A 20668-nucleotide genomic window follows, 5' to 3' on the forward strand; every position below is an offset into this window, starting at 1 on the left:
GCCCATCGAAGTGTCCGTGCTGCTGCGTGCAGTGACAGAACCAGAAGCCGATGCACGCAACGGCAGTGAACCGTCAGCAGCCACGGGCTCGCCGTTCCCCGAGCCCCTATCGGTGCTCTCCCGCCGTCCTTACCTGTCGGCGGCCTGCGCCTTCAGCGCCCGCTCCACGCCCGCCCGCGCCTCGACGACCTGCCGGCGCAGCGCCGGTGCCGGGTCGGCCGCGGCGAGCCACGCGTCGGTGGCGTCCAGGGTGGCCCGGGAGACCGCGTAGGAGGGGTAGAGCCCGCCGATGATCTGCTGGGAGATCTCGTGGCTGCGGGTCTCCCACACCTGCTTGACCGAGGCGAAGTACTTCTCGGTGTAGGCGGCCAGCAGCTCCCGCTGGTCGGGCTGCTGGAAGCCGGCGATGACGGCCTCCTGCACGTAGTTGGTGAGGGTGTCGGAGTCGACCACCGACGCCCACGCCTCGGCCTTGGCCTCGGCGGTGGGCCGCGCCGCGCGGCAGGTCGCGGCGTGCTCCTGCCCGGAGGAGGTGTTGTCGCGGGCGAGTTCGGCGTCGATCGCCGCCTCGTCGGCGCGCCCGGTGGCGACCAGCCGGCCGAGCAGGCTCCAGCGCAGTTCGGTGTCGACGGCCAGGCCGTCGATCTCCACGGTGCCGTCCAACAGCCCGGCGAGCAGCGCGAGTTGCTCGTCGGTGCGGGCGGCGCCGGCCAGCGTGCGGGCCCAGGCGAGCTGGTGGTCGCTGCCGGCCGGGGCCTCGTGCAGGGCGCTCTGGGCGGCGGCGGCCCAGCGCTGCAGCCCGCTCTCGCGCCAGGCGGGGTCGGCGTACAGCTCCAGGGCCAGCTTGACCTGGCGCTGGACGGACTGGACCACGCCGATGTCGCTCTCGCGCGGCAGGCCGGAGAGGGCCAGCGCGAGGTAGTCGCGGGTGGCGAGTTCGCCGTCGCGGGTCATGTCCCAGGCGGAGGCCCAGCACAGGGCGCGGGGCAGCGAGTCGGCGAAGTCGCCGAGGTGCGCGGTGACGACGGACAGCGAGTCGGCGTCGAGCCGAACCTTCGCGTAGGAGAGGTCGTCGTCGTTGAGCAGCAGCACGGCGGGCCGGGCCCGGCCGGTCAGCTGCGGGACCTCGGTGCGCTCGCCGTCGACGTCGAGTTCGATCCGGTCGGTGCGCACCAGCTTGCCGTCGACGAGCTCGTACAGGCCGACGGCGATCCGGTGCGGGCGCAGCACGGCCTCGCCGCGGGCGCCGGCGGGCAGCGCGGGGGCCTCCTGCAGGACGGCGAAGGACTCGATGGTGCCGTCCGCGGCGACCGACAGCTCCGGCCGCAGCACGTTGATGCCGGCGGTCTCCAGCCACGCCTTGGACCAGGTCCGCAGGTCGCGGCCGCTGGCCTCCTCCAGCGCGCCGAGCAGGTCGGCGAGCCGGGTGTTGCCCCAGGCGTGGCGCTTGAAGTAGGCGCGCACGCCCTGGAAGAAGGCGTCCTGGCCGACGTAGGCGACCAGCTGCTTGAGCACCGAGGCGCCCTTGGCGTAGGTGATGCCGTCGAAGTTGACCTGGACGTCCTCCAGGTCGTTGATCTCCGCCATGATCGGGTGGGTGGAGGGCAGCTGGTCCTGCCGGTACGCCCAGGTCTTCATCTGGTTGGCGAAGGTGGTCCAGGAGTGCGGCCACCTGGAACCGGGGGCCTCGGCCTGGCAGACGACCTCGGCGAAGGTGGCGAAGGACTCGTTCAGCCACAGGTCGTTCCACCACTCCATGGTGACGAGGTCGCCGAACCACATGTGGGCGAGCTCGTGCAGGATGGTCGCGGCGCGGGCCTCGTAGGAGGCGTCGGTGACCTTGGAACGGAACACGTACTGGTCGCGGAAGGTGACGGCGCCCGCGTTCTCCATCGCGCCGGCGTTGAACTCCGGGACGAACAGCTGGTCGTACTTGGCGAACGGGTAGGGGAAGTCGAACTTCTCCTGGAAGTAGTCGAAGCCCTGCCGGGTCACCGCGAAGATCGCGTCCGCGTCCAGGAACTCGCGCAGCGACGGGCGGCAGTACACGCCGAACGGCACGTGCTGCGCGCCGTTGTCGTAGCTGTCGAAGACGCCGACGTACGGGCCGGCGATCAGCGCGGTGATGTAGGTGGACATCCGCGGGGTGGGCTCGAAGGCCCACACCCGGGTGTCGCCGTCGCCGACCGGCTCGGGGGTGGGGGAGTTGGAGACCACCACCCAGCCGGCGGGGGCGGTGACGGTGAAGGCGAAGGTGGCCTTCAGGTCGGGCTGCTCGAAGTTGGCGAAGACGCGGCGGGCGTCGGGCACCTCGAACTGGGTGTAGAGGTAGGTCTCGCCGTCGGCGGGGTCGACGAAGCGGTGCAGCCCCTCGCCGGTGTTGGTGTAGGCGCAGTCGGCGACGACCCGCAGTTCGTTCGCGGCGGCCAGGTCGGGCAGCGCGATGCGGCTGTCGGCGAAGTTCTCCAGCGGCAGGGCGCGGCCGTTGAGGACGATCTCCGTCACGGCGGGGGCGACCAGGTCGATGAAGGTCGAGGTGCCGGGTTCGGCGGCGGTGAACCGGACCACGGTGGTGGACCGGAAGGTGCCGCCCTCGCGCGCGGAGCTCAGGTCGAGCTCGATCTCGTACGCGTCCACGGCCAGGAGTGCGGCCCGGGTGCGGGCCTCCTCACGGGTCAAGTTGGTGCCAGGCACTCGCAGGACTCCTTCGTCAGGGCTCGGGTTACCGGGAATCCTCCCATGCGAGTAACGATCCGTGTTCGTGCTTGACTCCCCCTCCGAGCAGTACCGGAGCATAGAGTTCAGAAGTTGAAGCTGAACTTCGGACGAACCGCAAGTGCGCCCTGGAGGGTGGAACATGTCGACGGACACACCGGGATCGCAGTCCTCACTGCACCGGGCCAATCTCGAACGGGTGCTGCGAGCGGTGCGGATGGCCGGATCGCTGACCCAGGCGGAGATCGCCCGGGGCACGGGGCTGTCGGCCGCGACGGTGTCCAACATCGTCCGCGAGCTCAAGGAGTCCGGCACCGTGGTGGTGGCCGACACCTCCTCGGGCGGGCGGCGGGCGCGCAGCGTTTCGCTGAGCGGGGACGCGGGGATCGTGGTGGGCGTGGACTTCGGGCACACCCACCTGCGGGTGGCGGTCGGCAACCTGGCGCACCGGGTGCTGGCCGAGGAGAGCGAGCCGCTGGACGTGGACGTCTCCGCGCAGCAGGGCTTCGACCGGGCCGAGCGGATGGTGGAGCGGCTGCTGGGGCAGGCCGGCTTCCCGGCGGACAAGGTGATCGGGGTGGGCCTGGGCGTGCCGGGCCCGATCGACGTGGAGACCGGGGCGCTCGGCTCGACCGCGATCCTGCCGGGCTGGACGGGCGTGATGCCGGGCCAGGAGCTGGCCGGGCGCCTGGGCATGCCGGTGCACGTGGACAACGACGCCAACCTGGGCGCGCTGGGCGAGCTGGTCTGGGGCGCCGGGCGGGGCCTGGGCGACCTGGCGTACATCAAGGTGGCCAGCGGCGTCGGCTCCGGCCTGGTGATCAACAACCAGATCTACCGGGGCCCGGGCGGCACCGCGGGCGAGATCGGCCACATCACGCTGGACGAGGCGGGGCCGGTGTGCCGCTGCGGCAACCGCGGCTGCCTGGAGACCTTCGTGGGCTCCCGCTACCTGCTCAACCTCTTGAACGCCAACCACCCCGGCGAGCTGAGCCTGAGCAAGGTGGTGCAGCTGGCCCAGCAGGGCGACCTGGGCTGCCGCCGGGTGATCGCCGACGCGGGCCGCCAGATCGGCATGGGCGTGGCCACCCTGTGCAACCTGCTCAACCCCCGCCGGGTGATCCTCGGCGGAGACCTCGCCGAGGCCGGTGACCTGGTGCTCTCCCCGATCCGGGACTCGGTGGCGCGGTACGCGATCCCCAGCGCGGCCCGCCAGCTGTCGGTCGTCCCGGGGACGCTGGGCGGCCGGGCCGAGGTGCTCGGCGCGCTGGCCCTGGTGATGAGCGAGATGGGCGAGACGGGAGTGCTCTGACACTCCCGGGGCACCCCCGCCGGTGCGCCCGAAGGCTCGCTCGGTATCGAGTGAGCCTTCAGGAAGATAACGAAAGGGTTTGGATCTGGGGCCTTCCGGTTTTACTTATTGACGTCAAGCTTTGTCACGGGGTTGACTCCTGCCCACCTCGCCGCAACATTCGCGGCTCTGTCAGGGAGGCTCCCCCCACCATGAACGCAATGATGCGTCGCGTCGCCGTCGGCACTGTCGCTGTCTCGATGGCTCTCACCATGGCCGCCTGCGGCAAGGCCGGCGACGACAAGAAGAGCAGCGACGCGGGTTCGAGCAACAACAAGTCGATCGGCCTGCTGCTCCCGGAGAACGCGTCCTCGACCCGTTACGAGTCCTTCGACAAGCCGTTCATCGAGGCCAAGGTCAAGGAGCTCTGCGCCGACTGCAAGGTCGAGTACAACAACGCCGAGGGCTCCGCGGCCAAGCAGAAGCAGCAGTTCGACACCCTGATCGCCCAGGGCGTCAAGGTGATCATCCTCGACGCGTTCGACGCCAAGTCCACCCAGGCGTGGGTCGCCGAGGCCGCGAAGAAGGACGTCAAGGTCATCGCGTACGACCGTCTGGCCACCGGCCCGGTCTCCGCGTACGTCTCCTTCGACAACGAGAAGGTCGGCGAGCTCCAGGGCGAGGCCCTGGTCACCGCGCTGGGCGACAAGGCCGCCGACGCCAACATCGTGATGATCAACGGTGACGACGCCGACCCGAACGCGGGCCAGTTCAAGGCCGGTGCCCACAAGGTGCTGGACAGCAAGGTCAAGAAGGTCGTCTACGAGCAGAGCGGCGAGTGGAAGCCCACCGTCGCGGGCCAGAAGGTCGGCGCCGCGATCTCGCAGCTCGGCAAGGACGGCTTCCAGGCCGTCTACTCCGCCAACGACGGCATGGCCGCCGCGATCATCACCCAGCTGAAGTCCCAGGGCATCAACGTCCCGGTCGGCGGCCAGGACGCGGGCCTCGACGCCATCCAGCGCCTCGTCACGGGCGACCAGGCCTACACCATCTACAAGGCCTACAAGCCGCTGGCCGACTCGGCCGCCCAGCTCGCGGTCAACCTGCTGCAGGGCAAGGACATCAAGTCCGTCGCCACCTCGACCGTCGACAGCAGCACCGACAAGGGCATCCCGGCCCAGCTGCTGGAGCCGAAGGTCGTCACCAAGGCGAACATCAAGGACACCGTGATCGCCGACAGCCTGTACAAGGTCGCGGACATCTGCACCGCCGACTACGCCGCCGCCTGCGCCGCGGCCGGCCTGCAGTAATCCCCGCCGGGCGGGGGCTCCCTGACCACCCGGGAGCCCCCGCCCGCACCGCTTCACCCCCCCTGCTTCACCCCCCCCAGCAGCAAGCACTACGCACTACCCCGCGTGCCCGGCCCGGCACGCGGGACGGCCGTGCCGGAAACGTCAGGTCCGGCACGGGACTCAAGGAGTTGGTTCACGTGACAGGCGCACCCGTACTGGCGTTGCGCGGGGTCTCCAAGCGCTTCGGTGCCGTCCAGGCGCTCACCGACGTGCACTTGGAGGTCCACGCGGGCGAGGTCGTCGCCCTGGTCGGCGACAACGGTGCCGGTAAGTCCACCCTGGTGAAGACCATCGCGGGCGTCCACCCGATCGACGAGGGCGTCATCGAGTGGGAGGGCAAGGCGGTCGGCATCAACCGCCCGCAGGACGCCCAGCAGCTGGGCGTCGCCACCGTCTACCAGGACCTCGCGCTCTGCGACAACCTGGACGTGGTCGGCAACCTCTTCCTCGGCCGCGAGATCAAGCGCTTCGGCACCCTGGACGAGGTCGCGATGGAGAAGCGCGCGCGCGAGCTCCTCGACACCCTCTCCATCCGCATCCCCAGCGTGCGCATCCCGATCGCCGGCCTGTCCGGCGGCCAGCGCCAGGTGGTCGCGATCGCCCGCGCCCTGGTCGGCGACCCCAAGATCGTCATCCTGGACGAGCCCACCGCCGCCCTCGGCGTCGAGCAGACCGCCCAGGTCCTGGACCTGGTCGAGCGGCTCCGCCAGCGCGGCCTCGGCGTGATCCTGATCAGCCACAACATGGCCGACGTCAAGGCCGTCGCGGACACCGTCGCGGTGCTCCGCCTGGGCCGCAACAACGGCAGCTTCGAGGTCGCGAGCACCTCGCACGAGGAGATCATCTCCGCCATCACCGGCGCCACCGACAACGCGGTAACCCGGCGCCAGGCCCGAATCGCGGAGGAAGCGAAGTGACCACCGAACCCACCACCACGACCCCGGTCGAGACGGCCCCGCCGGCCATCGACCCGCGCCTGCTGGTCCGCAAGGAGGGCCTGGCCGGCTACTTCGACGAGTTCACCCGCAAGATCCGCAGCGGTGAGCTCGGCTCGCTGCCGGTGGTCGTCGGCCTGATCATCATCGCCGCGATCTTCCAGTTCAAGACCGGCACCTTCCTCAACGCCAACAACCTCACCAACATCACCAAGTGGATCGCGGGCCCCGGCCTGATCGCGGTCGGCGTGGTGTTCGTGCTGCTGCTCGGCGAGATCGACCTCTCGCTCGGCTCGGTGGCCGGTGCCACCGCCGCCATCACCTCGGTGCTCTCGGTCCGCCAGGGCCTCAACGAGTGGCTCGCCATCCTGCTGGCGATCGTCTCCGCGATCGCCATCGGCGCCCTGCACGGCTACTTCTTCGCCAAGATCGGCGTCCCCGCGTTCGTCGTCACCCTGGCCGGCATGCTGGCCTGGAACGGCCTGCAGATGCTCGTCCTGGGCGAACTCGGCACCGTCAACAACCCGATGGACGGCGTCGTCGCCAACCTGGACACCTACTTCCTGGGCGACGGCGACATCATCTGGGCCTGGCTGTTCGCGATCGTCACCATCGTGCTGTTCGCCGGCGGCCAGCTGCTCGACTCCCGCCGCCGCTCCGCGGCCGGCCTGCCGGCCCGCCCGGTCAGCGAGATCGCGCTGCGCACCGGCGTGATCGGCGTCGTGGTGCTGGTCGCCGCCTACATGCTCAACCAGGACAGCGGCCTGCCGCTGCCGCTGGTGATCTTCGTGGGCGTCGTCGCGATCGGTGACTTCGTGCTCCGCCGCACCGGCTACGGCCGGCAGATCTTCGCGGTCGGCGGCGGCATCGAGGCGGCCCGCCGCGCGGGCATCAACGTCGCCTGGGTCCGGATCTCGGTCTACATGATCTCGGCCGGCCTGGCCGGCTTCGGCGGCCTGTTCATCGCCTCCCAGCAGGGCTCCGCGGACAAGGCGCTGGGCAGCGGCAACGTCCTGATGAGCGCCATCGCCGCCGCCGTCATCGGTGGCACCAGCCTCTTCGGCGGCCGCGGCAAGACCTGGTCGGCGCTGCTCGGCGCGCTGGTCATCCAGTCCATCACCACCGGCCTGGACATGGTGCACGCCCAGCAGGCCATCCAGTACATGATCACCGGCGCGGTGCTGCTCGCCGCGGTGGTCCTGGACTCGGTCTCCCGCCGCACCCAGAAGTCCCACGGCCGCGGCTGACCCCCCGGCCCCACCCCGAACCGCGCGACCGGTTCCCCCATACCAGGGGGCGGTCGCGCGGTTCGGCGCGTTCCGCGCACGGCCACCCGAAGAGCTGGTCGGGTTGCCCGCCGCACTACGGGCCGGTAATGGACATTAGACTCAAGCGGGGCGTACGCCCTCCGGGCCCATGCGGGCGCGAGAACTTGGACGAGGAGGAACGGGTGGCCCTGCTGACCCGCATTCGGGGACCGCGCGATCTCGATCGACTCACGCCCGCGCAGCTGGCGGCGCTCGCCGAGGAGATCCGGGGCTTCCTGGTGGAGGAGGTCTCCAAGACCGGCGGCCACCTCGGCCCCAACCTCGGCGTGGTCGAACTCACGCTCGCGATGCACCGGGTCTTCGACTCCCCGCGCGACCGCATCCTCTTCGACACCGGCCACCAGAGCTACGTCCACAAGCTGCTCACCGGCCGCCAGGACTTCTCCCGGCTGAAGATGAAGGGCGGCCTGTCCGGCTACCCCTCGCGCACCGAGTCCGAGCACGACGTGATCGAGAACTCGCACGCCTCGACCGTCCTCGGCTACGCCGACGGCCTGGCCAAGGCCAACAAGATCCAGGGCCACAAGGACCGCCCCGTGGTCGCCGTGATCGGCGACGGCGCGCTCACCGGCGGCATGGCCTGGGAGGCGCTCAACAACATCGCCGACAGCCGCGACCTGCCGATCGTCATCGTCGTCAACGACAACGAGCGCTCCTACTCGCCGACCATCGGCGGCCTCGCCAACCACCTCTCCACGCTGCGCACCACCCAGGGCTACGAGCGCTTCCTGTCCTGGGGCAAGGACGCGCTCCAGCGCACCCCCGTGGTCGGCCAGGCGATGTTCGACACCCTGCACGGCGCCAAGAAGGGCCTGAAGGACTTCATCGCCCCGCAGGGCATGTTCGAGGACCTCGGCCTGAAGTACATCGGCCCGATCGACGGCCACGACCTGCAGGCCCTGGAGTCCGCCTTCACCAAGGCGCGCGGCTTCGGCGGCCCGGTCATCGTGCACTGCATCACCGAGAAGGGCCGCGGCTACCACGCCGCCGAGAACAACGACGAGGACCGCTTCCACGCGGTCGGCGTGATCCACCCCGACACCGGCCTGCCGGTGAAGACCGCCGGCAAGGACTGGACGTCCGTGTTCGGCGAGGAGATGGTCGCGCTCGGCCGCGAGCGCCGGGACATCGTCGCGATCACCGCCGCGATGCTGCACCCCGTCGGCCTCGCCCCGTTCGCCAAGGCCTACCCCGACCGGATCTTCGACGTCGGCATCGCCGAGCAGCACGCCGCGGTGTGCGCCGCCGGCCTGGCCACCAACGGCCTGCACCCGGTCGTCGCGGTCTACGCGACCTTCCTGAACCGGGCGTTCGACCAGGTCCTGATGGACGTGGCGCTGCACCGGCTCGGCGTCACCTTCGTGCTCGACCGGGCCGGCGTCACCGGCACCGACGGCGCCTCGCACAACGGCATGTGGGACATGTCGATCCTCCAGGTCGTCCCCGGCCTGCGGCTGGCCGCCCCGCGCGACGCCGAACAGGTCCGCCTGCAGCTGCGCGAGGCCGTCGAGGTGACCGACGCCCCCACCGTGGTCCGCTACTCCAAGGGCAACGTCGGCCCGTCGGTGCCCGCCGTCGGCAAGGTCGGCGGCATGGACGTGCTGCGCCGCCACGAGGACGGCACCGCGGACGAGGCCGCCGACGTGCTGATCGTCTCGATCGGCGCGATGGCCCCGCTCTGCCTGGAGGCCGCCGAACTGCTCGCCGAACGCGGCATCACCAGCACCGTCGTCGACCCGCGCTGGGTCAAGCCGGTGGACGCCGCGCTGCCCGGCCTGGCCGCCCAGCACCGCCTGGTGGTCACCGTCGAGGACAACGGCCGGGCCGGCGGCGTCGGGTCCGCCGTCGCCCAGGCGCTGCGCGACGCCGACGTGGACGTCCCGCTGCGCGACTTCGGCATCCCGCAGGAGTTCCTCGACCACGCCTCGCGGGCCGAGATCATGGCGGAGATCGGGCTGACCGGCCCCGCCGTCGCGGAGAAGATCGAAGCACTGATCAGCACCCGTTCACTCGCCCGGAGCTGACCCGCCGGAACCTCCGTGGGCGCACCGCCCGGCAGCCGCAACGGCCGCCCGGCGGTGCGCCCATTGTCCGACCGTCGTACTCATTCCCGGACTGGTGCTCCTCCGCCCGTTCGCGCCCGGTAGGTTGTCATCCGTGCCCATCACCGCAACGAGCCGACCACGTGCCCTCGCCGACCGCCTCCAGGGGCACGTCCGCACCGGGTACTGGACCAGACTGGTCCCGCTGCTCGCGGTCCTGGCCACCGTCACCCACCTGCCCTCCTTCCTCCGCCCGGTGTGGAGCCCCGACGAGGGCTACCTCGCCACCCAGGCCCGGATGCTCGCCGACGGCGGCGTCCTCTACGACACCGTCGTCGACCGCAAGCCCCCGCTGCTGCCCTGGCTGTACGAGGCCTGCTTCGCCGTCTTCGGCTCCGTCTCGCTCTGGCCGCTGCGCGCCCTGGCGATCGGCGCCCACCTCGCCACCGCCGTCCTGCTCGCCTCCATCGCCCGCGGCCGCTGGGGCGACCGGGCGGGCCGCTACGCGGGCGCCTTCTACCTCCTGGTGTCCATCGGGCTCTCCCCGGAGGACACCCAGGCCGCCACCTTCGAAGTCTTCATGCTGCCCGCCATGGTGCTCGCCTTCCGCTACGCGGAGCGCCGCCGCTGGCTGGCCGCCGGCATCGCCGTGGCCCTCTGCTCGCTCACCAAGCAGACCGGCGGCGCCGTGATGCTGCCCGTGCTGTGGATGCTGCTGCAGGACACCCGCCGCCGCGGCGTCCGCTGGCCGCAGGCCCTCGCCAAGATCTGCTTCGGCTTCGCCCTGCCGATAGCGCTGGTCGCCGCCATCCTCACCAAGCCCAAGGGCTTCCTGTTCTGGGTCGTCACCGGCTCCGGCGACTACGCCGTGCTCGGCAGCAACTGGCCGCAGATGCTCGGCCGGGCGCTCGGCAACTCCGCGATCCTGATGAGCGCCGGACTGGCCTTCCTGCTGCCCCACGCGCACCGCCTGTGGCTGCGCCGCCGCCGCAGACCCGTCCCCGCCCGCGGCCCCGAGCGCGGCTCCACCGCCGACCTGTGGGTGTGGCTGCTCTCCTCGGTCATCGCCGTCTCCGTCGGCTTCCACTTCTTCGGCCACTACTACCTCCAGCTGATGCCCCCGCTGGTCCTGCTCGGCGTCGGCGCCGTCGCCACCTCCGCCGTCCCCTGGCGCCCGGTCGCCGCGTACTCCGCCCTCGCCAGCACCTTCTTCCTCGTCCTCGCCGTCTTCTGGCCCGGCCAGCGCCTCACCCAGACCACCGAGGTCGCCACCGCCGTCGCCGCCCAGACCACCCCCAAGGACACCGTCCTGGTCTGGGGCATGCACCCCGAGCTCTACTGGCTCGCCGACCGCCGCCCCGCCACCCGCTACCTCACCGCCGGCTTCCTCACCAACTTCAGCGGCGGCAAGGGCGGCGAGAAGGTCGGCGAGGAGTACTCCGTCTCCGACGCCTGGCGGACCTTCGACACCGAGATCTCCACCAACGGCCTCCCCCGGGTCTTCGTCGACGACTCCGGCACCGCCCCCTACCAACCCGACAAGGTCCCCCGCATCGCCAGCCTCCTCGACACCCACTACGAGGTCGTCGGCGTCACCGGCGACACGGTGATCTACCGCCTCAAGGACAAGTAACGACAGCACGCGGCGGGTCGATGCTGCGCAGTGGCCCCGTCAGGGGCCCGGGGAACGGCGGGTCCGTGCTGCTGGTGGCCGGAGCCCATCGAAGTGTCCGTGCTGCTTCGGGCCAGGTGAACAGAACCCGAAGCTGACGCGCGCAACGGCACTGAACCGCCACCAGCCCCGGCCTCGCCGTTCCCCGAGCCCCTGGTTTCGCCTCCCGCCCTCCCCATCGAGCCCCCGGCAGGGGCTCTCGTCTAAGCGATCCACCCGGCCAGCGCGGCGACCAGGGGCCCGGGCCGGAAGGCCGGATGCGGCGGCTCCGGGCACCCCGCCAGTCCCACCGCGCCGGGCACCAGGGCCAGCAGCGCGTCCGCCGTGCGGCGCCGGTGGACGGGGTTCTCCGGGACGGCCGGGAGGACCGCCACCGGGAGCCGCAGCCCGGCGAGTTCGGCGTCGGTGGCGCCGCGCAGCGTCCCGCCGGCCAGCAGCCCGGCCGCTGCCGGGACGGCCTCGCGGATCAGGCCGTCCAGCCGCTCGTCGCCCGCCGTGGCCGGCCAGGCCAGGACCAGGGCCCGGACGCGTTCCGGTGCGGTCAGGGCCAGCCGGACGGCCGCCGAGCAGCCGTTGGAGCCGGCCACCAGGACGACCGGCGGTCCGTCGGGCAGGGCCGCCGCCAGGTGCCGGGCCTCGGCGTCCCAACTGCCGGCCCGCATCGCCCGGTCGGGCGCCGTGACGGTGAGCCCGGCCGCCCGCAGGCCCGCCGTCACCCCCGGGCGGTGCCAGAACACGGCCGCGTCCACCGGGTCGTCCCACAGTCCGCCGTGCACCAGCACCAGCACGTGCCCCAGGCCCCCTCGTACGGAAAGACCGACAGCATACGGAAACACCGCCGGGCGGCACCCGTTTCAAAAGAGGGGTGCCGCCCGGCGGCGGTGCGGGGGCGGGTCAGGCGGGGACCGAAGCCAGGCCGGGGGCCAGGAACTTCTTGCCGTTGACGCGCTCGGAGACGCCCTCGCGGTCGAGGTAGGGGGTGATGCCGCCGAGGTGGAAGGGCCAGCCGGCGCCGGTGATCATGCAGAGGTCGATGTCCTGGGCCTCGCCGACCACGCCCTCGTCCAGCATCAGGCCGATCTCCTGGGCGACGGCCTCCAGGGCGCGGGCGCGCACCTGCTCCTCGGTCAGGACGCTGTCGCCGAAGGTGAGCAGGGCCAGCACCTCGGGGTCGAGGACCTGCGCGCCGTCCTGCCAGGTGTAGAAGCCGCGCTTGCCGGCCTCGACGACCTTGCCGAGGTTCGCGGAGACGGCGAACCGCTCCGGGAAGGCGCCGTGCAGCGTCTCGGAGACGTGCAGGGCGATGGCCGGGCCGACCAGTTCGAGCAGGGCGATCGGGGACATCGGCAGGCCGAGCGGCTTCACCGCGGCCTCGACGGTCTCGAACGGGGTGCCCTCGTCGATGATGCCCTGGATCTCGCCCATGAAGCGGGTCAGGATGCGGTTGACCACGAACGCGGGGGCGTCCTTGGCGAGCACCGCGGTCTTCTTCAGCTTCTTGGCGACGCCGAACGCGGTGGCCAGCGAGGCGTCGTCGGTCTGCTCGGCCCGGACGATCTCCAGCAGCGGGAGGATCGCGACCGGGTTGAAGAAGTGGAAGCCGACCACGCGCTCCGGGTGCTGGAGCTTGGAGGCCATCTCGGTGACCGACAGCGAGGAGGTGTTGGTGGCCAGGACGGCGGTCGGCGAGACCACCGCCTCCAGCTCGGCGAACACCTTCTGCTTGACGCCCATCTCCTCGAAGACGGCCTCGATCACGAAGTCGGCGTCGCCGAACGCGACGGCCTTGTCGAGGTGCCCGGAGACCAGGCCCTTGAGCTTGTTGGCCTTGTCCTTGCCGATCCGGCCCTTGTCCAGCAGCTTGTCGATCTCGGCGTGGACGTAGCCGACGCCCTTGTCGATCCGCTGCTGGTCGATGTCGGTGAGCACCACCGGCACCTCCAGGCGGCGCGCGAACAGCAGCGCCAGCTGGGAGGCCATCAGACCGGCGCCGACCACGCCGACCTTGGAGACCGGACGGGCCAGCGACTTGTCCGGCGCGCCGAACGGCCGCTTGGCGCGGCGCTGCACCAGGTTGAAGGCGTACAGCCCGGCGCGCAGCTCACCGCTCATGATCAGGTCGGCGAGCGCGGCGTCCTCCGCGTCGAAACCGGCCTGCAGGTCGCCGTCCTTGGCCTGCTGGATGATGTCGAGTGCCTTGTACGCGGCCGGGGCGGCCCCGTGCACCTTGGCGTCGGCGACCCAGCGGCCCCACAGCACGGCGTCGTCCCAGGCCTTGCCGCGGTCGAACTCCTCGCGCTCGACGACCACGTCGCCCTTGAGCACCTCGGCCGCCCACAGCAGCGACTGCTCCAGGAAGTCGGCCGGCTCGAAGATCGCGTCCGCGATGCCGAGCTCGAACACCTCCTTGCCCTTGAGCTGCTTGTTCTGCGCCATCGAGTTCTCGACGATGACCTTGACCGCCTTGGCGGGGCCGATCAGGTTCGGCAGCAGGGTGCAGCCGCCCCAGCCGGGCACCAGGCCGAGGAAGACCTCGGGCAGCGAGAACGCCGGGACGCCCGCGCTGACGGTGCGGTAGGTGCAGTGCAGGCCGACCTCGACGCCGCCGCCCATCGCCGCGCCGTTGTAGAACGCGAAGGACGGGACGGGCAGCGCGGCGATCCGCTTGAAGACGTCGTGGCCGCCCTTGCCGATGGCCAGCGCGTCCGAGTGCTCCTTGAGCACCTCGACGCCCTTGAGGTCGGCGCCGACCGCGAAGATGAACGGCTTGCCGGTGATCGCGACCGCGACCACCGAGCCCGCGGCGGCCTCCGCCTCGACCTGGTCCAGCGCCTCGGACAGCTTGGCCAGCGAGCCGGGGCCGAAGGTGGTCGGCTTGGTGTGGTCGAAGCCGTTGTCGAGGGTGATCAGCGCCAGCTTGCCGGCCCGCAGCGGCAGGTCCAGGTGGCGCACGTGCGCGGTGGTGACGACCTCGCCGGGGAACAGCTCGGCGGCGCGCTGCAGCAGTTCAGTGGTGCTCATGGTCACTTACCACCCTCGAAGTGGGGGTTCTCCCAGATGACGGTGCCGCCCATGCCGAAGCCGATGCACATGGTGGTGATGCCGTAGCGGACGTCCGGACGCTGCTCGAAGCGGCGGGCCAGCTGGGTCATCAGGCGCACGCCCGAGGAGGCCAGCGGGTGGCCGAACGCGATGGCGCCGCCGTACGGGTTGACCCGCTCGTCGTCGTCCGCGATGCCGTAGTGGTCCAGGAACGCCAGCACCTGGACGGCGAAGGCCTCGTTGACCTCGAACGCGCCGATGTCCTCGATGGTCAGACCGGCCTTGGCCAGCGCCTTCTCGGTCGCCGGGACGGGGCCGATGCCCATCACCTCGGGCTCGACGCCCGCGAACGCGTAGCTGACCAGGCGCATCTTGACCGGCAGGCCCAGCTCGCGGGCCACGTCCTCGGCGGCCAGCAGCGAGGCGGTCGCACCGTCGTTCAGGCCGGCCGCGTTGCCCGCGGTCACGTTGCCGTGCGGGCGGAACGGGGTCTTCAGACCCGCCAGCGACTCCATCGTGGTGCCCGGGCGCAGCGGCTCGTCCACCGTGGCCAGGCCCCAGCCGGTCTCGCCGACCTCGGGGTTGGTGTTGCGGATCGCGATCGGCACCAGGTCCGGCTGGATGTCGCCGTTGGCGTACGCCTTGGCGGCCTTCTCCTGCGAGCGCACCGCGAACGCGTCGCAGCGCTCCTTGGTGATGTGCGGGAAGCGGTCGTGCAGGTTCTCCGCGGTCATGCCCATGAACAGGGCGGACTCGTCGACCAGCTTCTCCGAGACGAACCGCGGGTTCGGGTCCACGCCCTCGCCCATCGGGTGCCGCCCCATGTGCTCGACGCCGCCGGCCACCACGACGTCGTACGCGCCGAAGGCGATGCCGCCGGCGGTGGTGGTGACCGCGGTCATCGCACCGGCGCACATCCGGTCGATCGCGTAGCCGGGGACGGACTTCGGCAGGCCGGAGAGCAGCGCGGCGGTGCGGCCGATGGTCAGGCCCTGGTCGCCGATCTGGGTGGTCGCGGCGACGGCGACCTCGTCGATCCGCTCGACGGGCAGGCTCGGGTTGCGGCGCACGAGCTCACGGATGCACTTGACGACCAGGTCGTCGGCGCGCGTCTCGTGGTAGATGCCCTTCGGGCCGGCCTTGCCGAACGGGGTGCGGACGCCGTCGACGAAGACGACGTCCCTCGCGGTACGAGGCACGGGGGCTCTCCTCCCAGGGGGACATGACGATGAGCGCACGCACCAGCGGCGCCGCTACGCCCACCAATCTACCCACGAGTAACAACGCCCGGCAAGAAGAGATGCGAACGGCGGAGGGAGAGCCCTGCCGGGGGCTCGCCGTTCCCCGAGCCCCTGACCGCCTTACGCGGACGCCTCCCGGAACGCCTTCGCCAGGGCCGGCCCCACCAGTTCGGTCTGCCAGGCGCGGGCGCCCAGGGCGCGCAGGGCGAGGCCGACGGTCTCGGCGTCCGGCTCGGCCGGGGGCTCCCAGGAGACGCGGCGGACCAGGTCGGGGGTGATCAGGTTCTCCGCCGGGAGGTGGTACTGCTCGGCGAGGGCGGTGACGGCGGCCCGGGCGCCGCTGAGGCGGGCCGCGGCGACCGGGTCCTTCTCGGCCCAGGCGCGCGGCGGCGGCGGCCCGTCGTGCGGGGCGGTCGCGGGCGGCAGCGCCGACTCGGGGATCTCCCGGGCCCGCTCGATCGCGGCCAGCCACTGGTCGAGCTGGCGCCGGTTCACCCGGGGCCCGAAGCCCTGGACGGCGATCAGCGCGGGCGCGTTGGCGGGCATGGCCAGCGCGGCGTTCACGATCGCGGCGTCGGCCAGCACCCGGCCGGGGGAGACGTCGCGCTCGCGGGCGATCCGGTCCCGGGTGAGCCACATCTCGCGGACCGCGGCCAGCTGTCGGCGGCGGCGGACCTTGTGCAGCTGGGAGGTGCGCCGCCAGGGGTCGACCCGGGGCGCGGGGCGCGGCGCGGCGGCCAGCGCGGCGAACTCCTGGTGCGCCCAGTCGAGCTTGCCCTGCCGGTCGAGCTCGGCCTCCAGGGCGTCGCGCAGGTCGACCAGCACCTCGACGTCCAGCGCCGCGTAGCGCAGCCAGGGCTCGGGCAGCGGGCGGGTGGACCAGTCGACCGCGGAGTGCTCCTTGGCCAGCGACAGGCCCAGCACGTTCTCGGTCATCGGGCCGAGGCCGACCCGGGCGAACCCGGCGAGCCGGCCGGCCAGCTCGGTGTCGAAGAGCACGCCGGGGTGCATGCCGACCTCGAACAGGCAGGGCAGGTCCTGGGTGGCGGCGTGCACGACCCACTCGGCGTCGGCCAGCGCGGTGTTCAGGCCGGTCAGGTCGGGGCAGGCGATCGGGTCGATCAGCGCGGTGCCCGCGCCCTGGCGGCGCAGTTGGATCAGGTAGGCGCGCTGGCCGTAGCGGTAGCCGGAGGCCCGCTCGGCGTCGACGGCGACCGGCCCGGCCCCGCCGCGGAAGGCCTCGACGACGGCGGCCAGGGCCGCTTCGTCCGACACCACCGGTGGGAGTCCGTCCCGGGGTTCGAGGAGCGGAACCGGGGCGGTCTCTTCGGGGATGGAGGCTACGGCGTCGGTCACCCCCCAAGGGTACGTCGTGTGTCGCCGCCGGGAGTGTTGTCTGACTGGTCGGACCAGGTTCGGACATATGCCAGCCCGGGTTGGCCGCGGGTTCGGGCACCGGCCCGGCGGGGGAGCGGCCCGGCTGACGGGCCGTCACGGGCGGTCGCGGGCACCGGAGGGCGCGGCGCGGGCCCGGTGCGGGCGCGGCGAGGAGGCCGCCGGGCGGGCACGGCGACGGCCCGGAGGAAACGTTCCTCCGGGCCGCCACCAGGGGTGATGCGGGTCAGTGGATGATGCCGGTGCGCAGCGCCACGGCGACCATGCCGGCCCGGTCGCCGGTGCCCAGCTTGCGGGCGATCCGGGCCAGGTGGCTCTTCACCGTCAGCGCCGACAGGCCCATCGCCACGCCGATCGCCTTGTTGGACTGGCCCTCGGCCACCAGCCGCAGCACCTCCACCTCGCGGCCGGACAGCTCGCGGTAGGCGGACGGCTGCGCGCCGGGCGCACCCGGGGCGCCGGGCGCGGCGCCGGGCTGGCCGGGGGCGCCGTGGTGGCCGGGCGCACCGGGGTGGTGGTGGCCGGGGATGCCGGGACGGCGCATCCGCCCGGCCAGGCCGGCGCCGATCGGCAGGCCGGGGCGGCCGGGCATCGGCATGTTGGTGCGGGTGCCGGTCACCACGTAGCCCTTGACGCCGCCGGCCAGCGCCGAGCGGACCGCGCCGATGTCGTCGGCGGCGGACAGCGCCAGGCCGTTGGGCCAGCCCGCGGCGCGGGTCTCGGCCAGGATGGTCAGGCCGGAACCGTCGGGCAGGTGCACGTCGGCGATGCAGATGTCGCGCGGGGTGGTGACCCGCGGGCGGGCCTCGGCGATCGAGGAGACCTCGATGACGTCGCGGACACCGAGCGCCCATAGGTGGCGGGTCACCGTGTTCCGGACCCGGGGATCTGCGATGACCACCATGGCGGTGGGCTTCGTCGGACGGTAGGCGACCACGCTTGCGGGGTGCTCGAGAAGGACCGACACCTGGGGCCTCCGGGGGGAGTGGCGGACGAACCCCGAGGGGGCGGTCGGAGCGTTCCGCGTCTGGAAAGGGTCACTGACACCTTCGGCATCAACCGTGCCCGGCTTTAGCGGGTGATCACGATCTGGTGAGTAACAATACGGACAAATCGCGCAGATGACCGGTACGACATGCTTGGAAATCGCACAGATTCGATCGATATCGACGCCACGACGATCGCGAACGTGCAGGTAATTGACCCAGAGCGCGCGCGAAGTCACACTCCGTCAGTCCTGCGGGTGGCGCCGGCCCCGGCGTGCCGGGTTGTCCCCCGGGGGTGTCTGGAAGGCCTGACGGCCGCTCGGCGGCCGGCCCCGGGAAGCGGCGCCCGCGGGGTCAGTGCGAGTTGCGCGGCCGGCGGCGGGCCGGCATCGGCACCACCCCGCCCAGCACGCCCGGCCCGTCGGCCGGCAGCGGCGCCGGCGCGGCCGGCGGCAGCCCCGCGCACACGCACAGCAGGTCGGCCCAGGCGGCCAGGTGCCGCTCGAAGCGGCGGTCGGCCGGCGTCCAGGACGCCCGCAGCTCGATCTCGGTGGACGCACCGCGCTCGGCCAGCGCGCCGAAGTACTGCGAGTGGCACCTGGTCACCGTGCCGGACGGCTCGGCGTGCCCGGCGGCGTGCGCCTGCAGCGCGTCCATCAGCCAGCTCCAGCCGACTTCGGACAGCAGCGGGTCGCCCGCCATCTCCGGCTCCAGCTCGGCCCTGGTCATGGTGACCACCCGGAAGTCCCCGTTCCACGCCTCCGGCGCCGACGGGTCGTGCAGCAGCACCAGGGTGCCGTCCGCCAGCTCCTCGCCGTCCACCTCGACCGAGGCGGAGAGCGCGAAGGCGTACGGGGCCAGCCGGCGGGGGGCGGGCTGCGGGGACAGCCGTACCTCGGGGCGCAGCCGCGCCCCGGTCAGCGCCTCGACCGCGTCGCGGAACTCGATCGGCGCCGACTCCCTGCCCGTTCCTCCACCCTGCGCGGATTGCCCGCCGACCGCTGCCATGACCGGAAGCCTAGGCGGCGCGGACCCGCAATCCGAGCACTTTCGTACCTCCGGCGTGCCGAAAACCCGGAAATCGAGCAGGTCGTGAGCGCGGCCCGGCCGACCGCCGTCCGAGGTGTCCGTTTTGCCTGCCCGCGGCCCCCGCTCGGGCGGGGGCGCACCGCCCCCGTGCGAGGATGTGACCCGTGAGTGAGACCCCCGCAGCCCAGTCCGGTCAGCGGCCCCGCGGCGCCGCGTACGACTCCGTCTTCCTGCGCGCCGCCCGCAACGAACCGGTGCCGCACACCCCCGTCTGGTTCATGCGGCAGGCCGGCCGCTCGCTGCCCGAGTACCTGAAGGTGCGCGAGGGCGTCCCGATGCTCGACGCCTGCATGCAGCCGGACCTGGTCAAGGAGATCACCCTGCAGCCGGTGCGCCGGCACAAGGTGGACGCGGCCATCTTCTTCTCCGACATCGTCGTCCCGCTCAAGGCGGTCGGCATCGACGTCGAGATCAAGGGCGGCGTCGGCCCGGTCATCGCCGACCCGATCCGCACCAGGGCCGACCTCCAGCGGCTGCGCCCGCTCGAACCGGACGACATGCCCTACATCACCGAGGCGGTCGGCCTGCTGGTCGCCGAACTCGGCGCCACCCCCCTGATCGGCTTCGCCGGCGCGCCCTTCACGCTGGCCAGCTACCTGATCGAGGGCGGGCCCTCGAAGTCGTACGAGAACACCAAGGCGATGATGTACGGCGAGCCCGAGCTGTGGGCCGAACTCGTCGACCGGCTCGCGCAGATCACCTCCGCCTTCCTGAAAATCCAGATCGAGGCCGGCGCCTCCGCCGTCCAGCTCTTCGACTCCTGGGCGGGCGCGCTCGCACCCGACGAGTACCGCCGCTCGGTGATGCCCGCCAGCGCGAAGGTCTTCGACGCGGTCGCGCCCTACGGCGTCCCGCGGATCCACTTCGGCGTCAACACCGGCGAGCTCCTCGGCCTGATGGGCCAGGCCGGCGCGGACATCGTCGGCGTCGACTGGCGCGTCCCGCTCGACGAGGCCGCCAACCGGGTCGGCCCCGGCAAGGGCCTGCAGGGCAACCTCGACCCCGCCGTCCTCTACGCGCCCACCCACGTCGTCGAGACCAAGGCCCGCGAGGTCCTGCACGCCGCGCAGGCCCTGGGCGGCAGCCACCACATCTTCAACCTCGGCCACGGCGTCATGCCCACCATGGACCCGGACGCGCTCACCCGGCTGGTCGCCTTCGTCCACGAGGCCAGCGCCCGCTGAGGCAAACGGGACCGGCGGCTCGCCGCCGCCCGACCCCTGTTCTCCGTCCCGCGCTGTTTACGCGGAGCGTCCGGCTGGCTACCGTGGATGACGGGGAGGGCGTCATGAGCGGTCTGTTGCTGGTGCTCGGCGGGGCTGGCGTCGTGTGGATGTTCGTCCTGGGTGTCTTCGGCCACGACTGGTCGCTCGCCGGCCTGGTCATGCCGCTGTCGACCTTCGCGCTGTTCGCCTCGAACGAACTGCGCCGGGGCGAGGCCCGCCGGAAGCAGCAGGCGGCCGCCCTGGCGCGGGAGCGCAGCCGCCGGGAGGCGGCGGAGTGGGAGACCCCCGCCCGGCCCCCGGCCCGCCCCGGCGGGGACGGGCCGGACGCCGGGGCCGCCTGACCGGCGCCGCGTC

At 72.2% G+C, this 20668-nt stretch carries 15 protein-coding genes; 8 read left to right on the plus strand and 7 right to left on the minus strand.

Features of this window, described 5'->3' with window-relative positions:
- Positions 1-129: 129 nt before the first annotated feature.
- The gene (gene pepN / locus HUT16_RS25610) at positions 130-2694 is read right to left on the minus strand and encodes an aminopeptidase N (RefSeq protein WP_176190399.1); all 2565 of its coding nucleotides are present in this window, start codon (positions 2692-2694) and stop codon (positions 130-132) included.
- A gap of 163 nt (positions 2695-2857) precedes the next feature.
- Between pepN and HUT16_RS25615 the strand changes: the two genes are divergently transcribed.
- The 6 genes from HUT16_RS25615 to HUT16_RS25640 all read left to right on the plus strand — a co-directional run bounded on the left by HUT16_RS25615 (position 2858) and on the right by HUT16_RS25640 (position 11296).
- Complete coding sequence (locus HUT16_RS25615; RefSeq protein ID WP_176190400.1) at positions 2858-4027, plus strand: ROK family transcriptional regulator; 1170 nt, start codon at positions 2858-2860, stop codon at positions 4025-4027.
- 191 nt (positions 4028-4218) lie between these two features.
- Positions 4219-5316: a substrate-binding domain-containing protein gene (locus HUT16_RS25620; protein WP_176190401.1), complete on the plus strand. Its 1098-nt coding sequence runs from the start codon at positions 4219-4221 to the stop codon at positions 5314-5316.
- 170 nt (positions 5317-5486) lie between these two features.
- Positions 5487-6275: an ATP-binding cassette domain-containing protein gene (locus HUT16_RS25625; protein ID WP_176190402.1), complete on the plus strand. Its 789-nt coding sequence runs from the start codon at positions 5487-5489 to the stop codon at positions 6273-6275.
- Positions 6272-7540 carry a sugar ABC transporter permease gene (locus HUT16_RS25630; protein ID WP_176190403.1) on the plus strand — a complete coding sequence of 423 codons (1269 nt, stop codon included), beginning with the start codon at positions 6272-6274 and terminating at the stop codon, positions 7538-7540. Before HUT16_RS25625 ends, HUT16_RS25630 begins: the two co-directional genes overlap by 4 nt.
- Positions 7541-7743: 203 nt before the next feature.
- Positions 7744-9645 carry a 1-deoxy-D-xylulose-5-phosphate synthase gene (gene dxs / locus HUT16_RS25635; RefSeq protein ID WP_176190404.1) on the plus strand — a complete coding sequence of 634 codons (1902 nt, stop codon included), beginning with the start codon at positions 7744-7746 and terminating at the stop codon, positions 9643-9645.
- A gap of 133 nt (positions 9646-9778) precedes the next feature.
- Positions 9779-11296 carry a glycosyltransferase family 39 protein gene (locus HUT16_RS25640; protein ID WP_176190405.1) on the plus strand — a complete coding sequence of 506 codons (1518 nt, stop codon included), beginning with the start codon at positions 9779-9781 and terminating at the stop codon, positions 11294-11296.
- A 242-nt stretch (positions 11297-11538) separates the two neighbouring features.
- Here HUT16_RS25640 and HUT16_RS25645 read toward each other — a convergent pair whose 3' ends face one another.
- From HUT16_RS25645 to HUT16_RS25670, 6 genes are all read right to left on the minus strand, one after another.
- A complete protein-coding gene (locus tag HUT16_RS25645; protein ID WP_176190406.1) occupies positions 11539-12123 on the minus strand; it encodes an alpha/beta fold hydrolase in 585 nt (194 codons plus the stop codon).
- A gap of 106 nt (positions 12124-12229) precedes the next feature.
- A complete protein-coding gene (locus HUT16_RS25650; protein ID WP_176190407.1) occupies positions 12230-14356 on the minus strand; it encodes a 3-hydroxyacyl-CoA dehydrogenase NAD-binding domain-containing protein in 2127 nt (708 codons plus the stop codon).
- Positions 14357-14358: 2 nt separating this feature from the next.
- A complete protein-coding gene (locus HUT16_RS25655; RefSeq protein ID WP_176190408.1) occupies positions 14359-15576 on the minus strand; it encodes an acetyl-CoA C-acyltransferase in 1218 nt (405 codons plus the stop codon).
- A 162-nt stretch (positions 15577-15738) separates the two neighbouring features.
- Positions 15739-16974, minus strand: coding sequence for a ribonuclease D (locus HUT16_RS25660; RefSeq protein WP_176190409.1), 1236 nt, complete (start codon positions 16972-16974; stop codon positions 15739-15741).
- A gap of 265 nt (positions 16975-17239) precedes the next feature.
- Positions 17240-17980 carry a LuxR C-terminal-related transcriptional regulator gene (locus HUT16_RS25665; RefSeq protein ID WP_176190410.1) on the minus strand — a complete coding sequence of 247 codons (741 nt, stop codon included), beginning with the start codon at positions 17978-17980 and terminating at the stop codon, positions 17240-17242.
- Positions 17981-18353: 373 nt separating this feature from the next.
- Complete coding sequence (locus tag HUT16_RS25670) at positions 18354-19007, minus strand: DUF3000 domain-containing protein (RefSeq protein ID WP_176190411.1); 654 nt, start codon at positions 19005-19007, stop codon at positions 18354-18356.
- A gap of 185 nt (positions 19008-19192) precedes the next feature.
- Between HUT16_RS25670 and hemE the strand changes: the two genes are divergently transcribed.
- Positions 19193-20272, plus strand: coding sequence for a uroporphyrinogen decarboxylase (gene hemE, locus HUT16_RS25675; RefSeq protein ID WP_176190412.1), 1080 nt, complete (start codon positions 19193-19195; stop codon positions 20270-20272).
- A 104-nt stretch (positions 20273-20376) separates the two neighbouring features.
- Positions 20377-20655, plus strand: a complete 279-nt coding sequence (locus HUT16_RS25680) for a hypothetical protein (RefSeq protein ID WP_176190413.1) — start codon at positions 20377-20379, stop codon at positions 20653-20655.
- The last annotated feature ends 13 nt before the right edge of the window (positions 20656-20668 follow it).

The organism is Kitasatospora sp. NA04385 (genome assembly GCF_013364235.1).
GTDB lineage: Bacteria > Actinomycetota > Actinomycetes > Streptomycetales > Streptomycetaceae > Kitasatospora.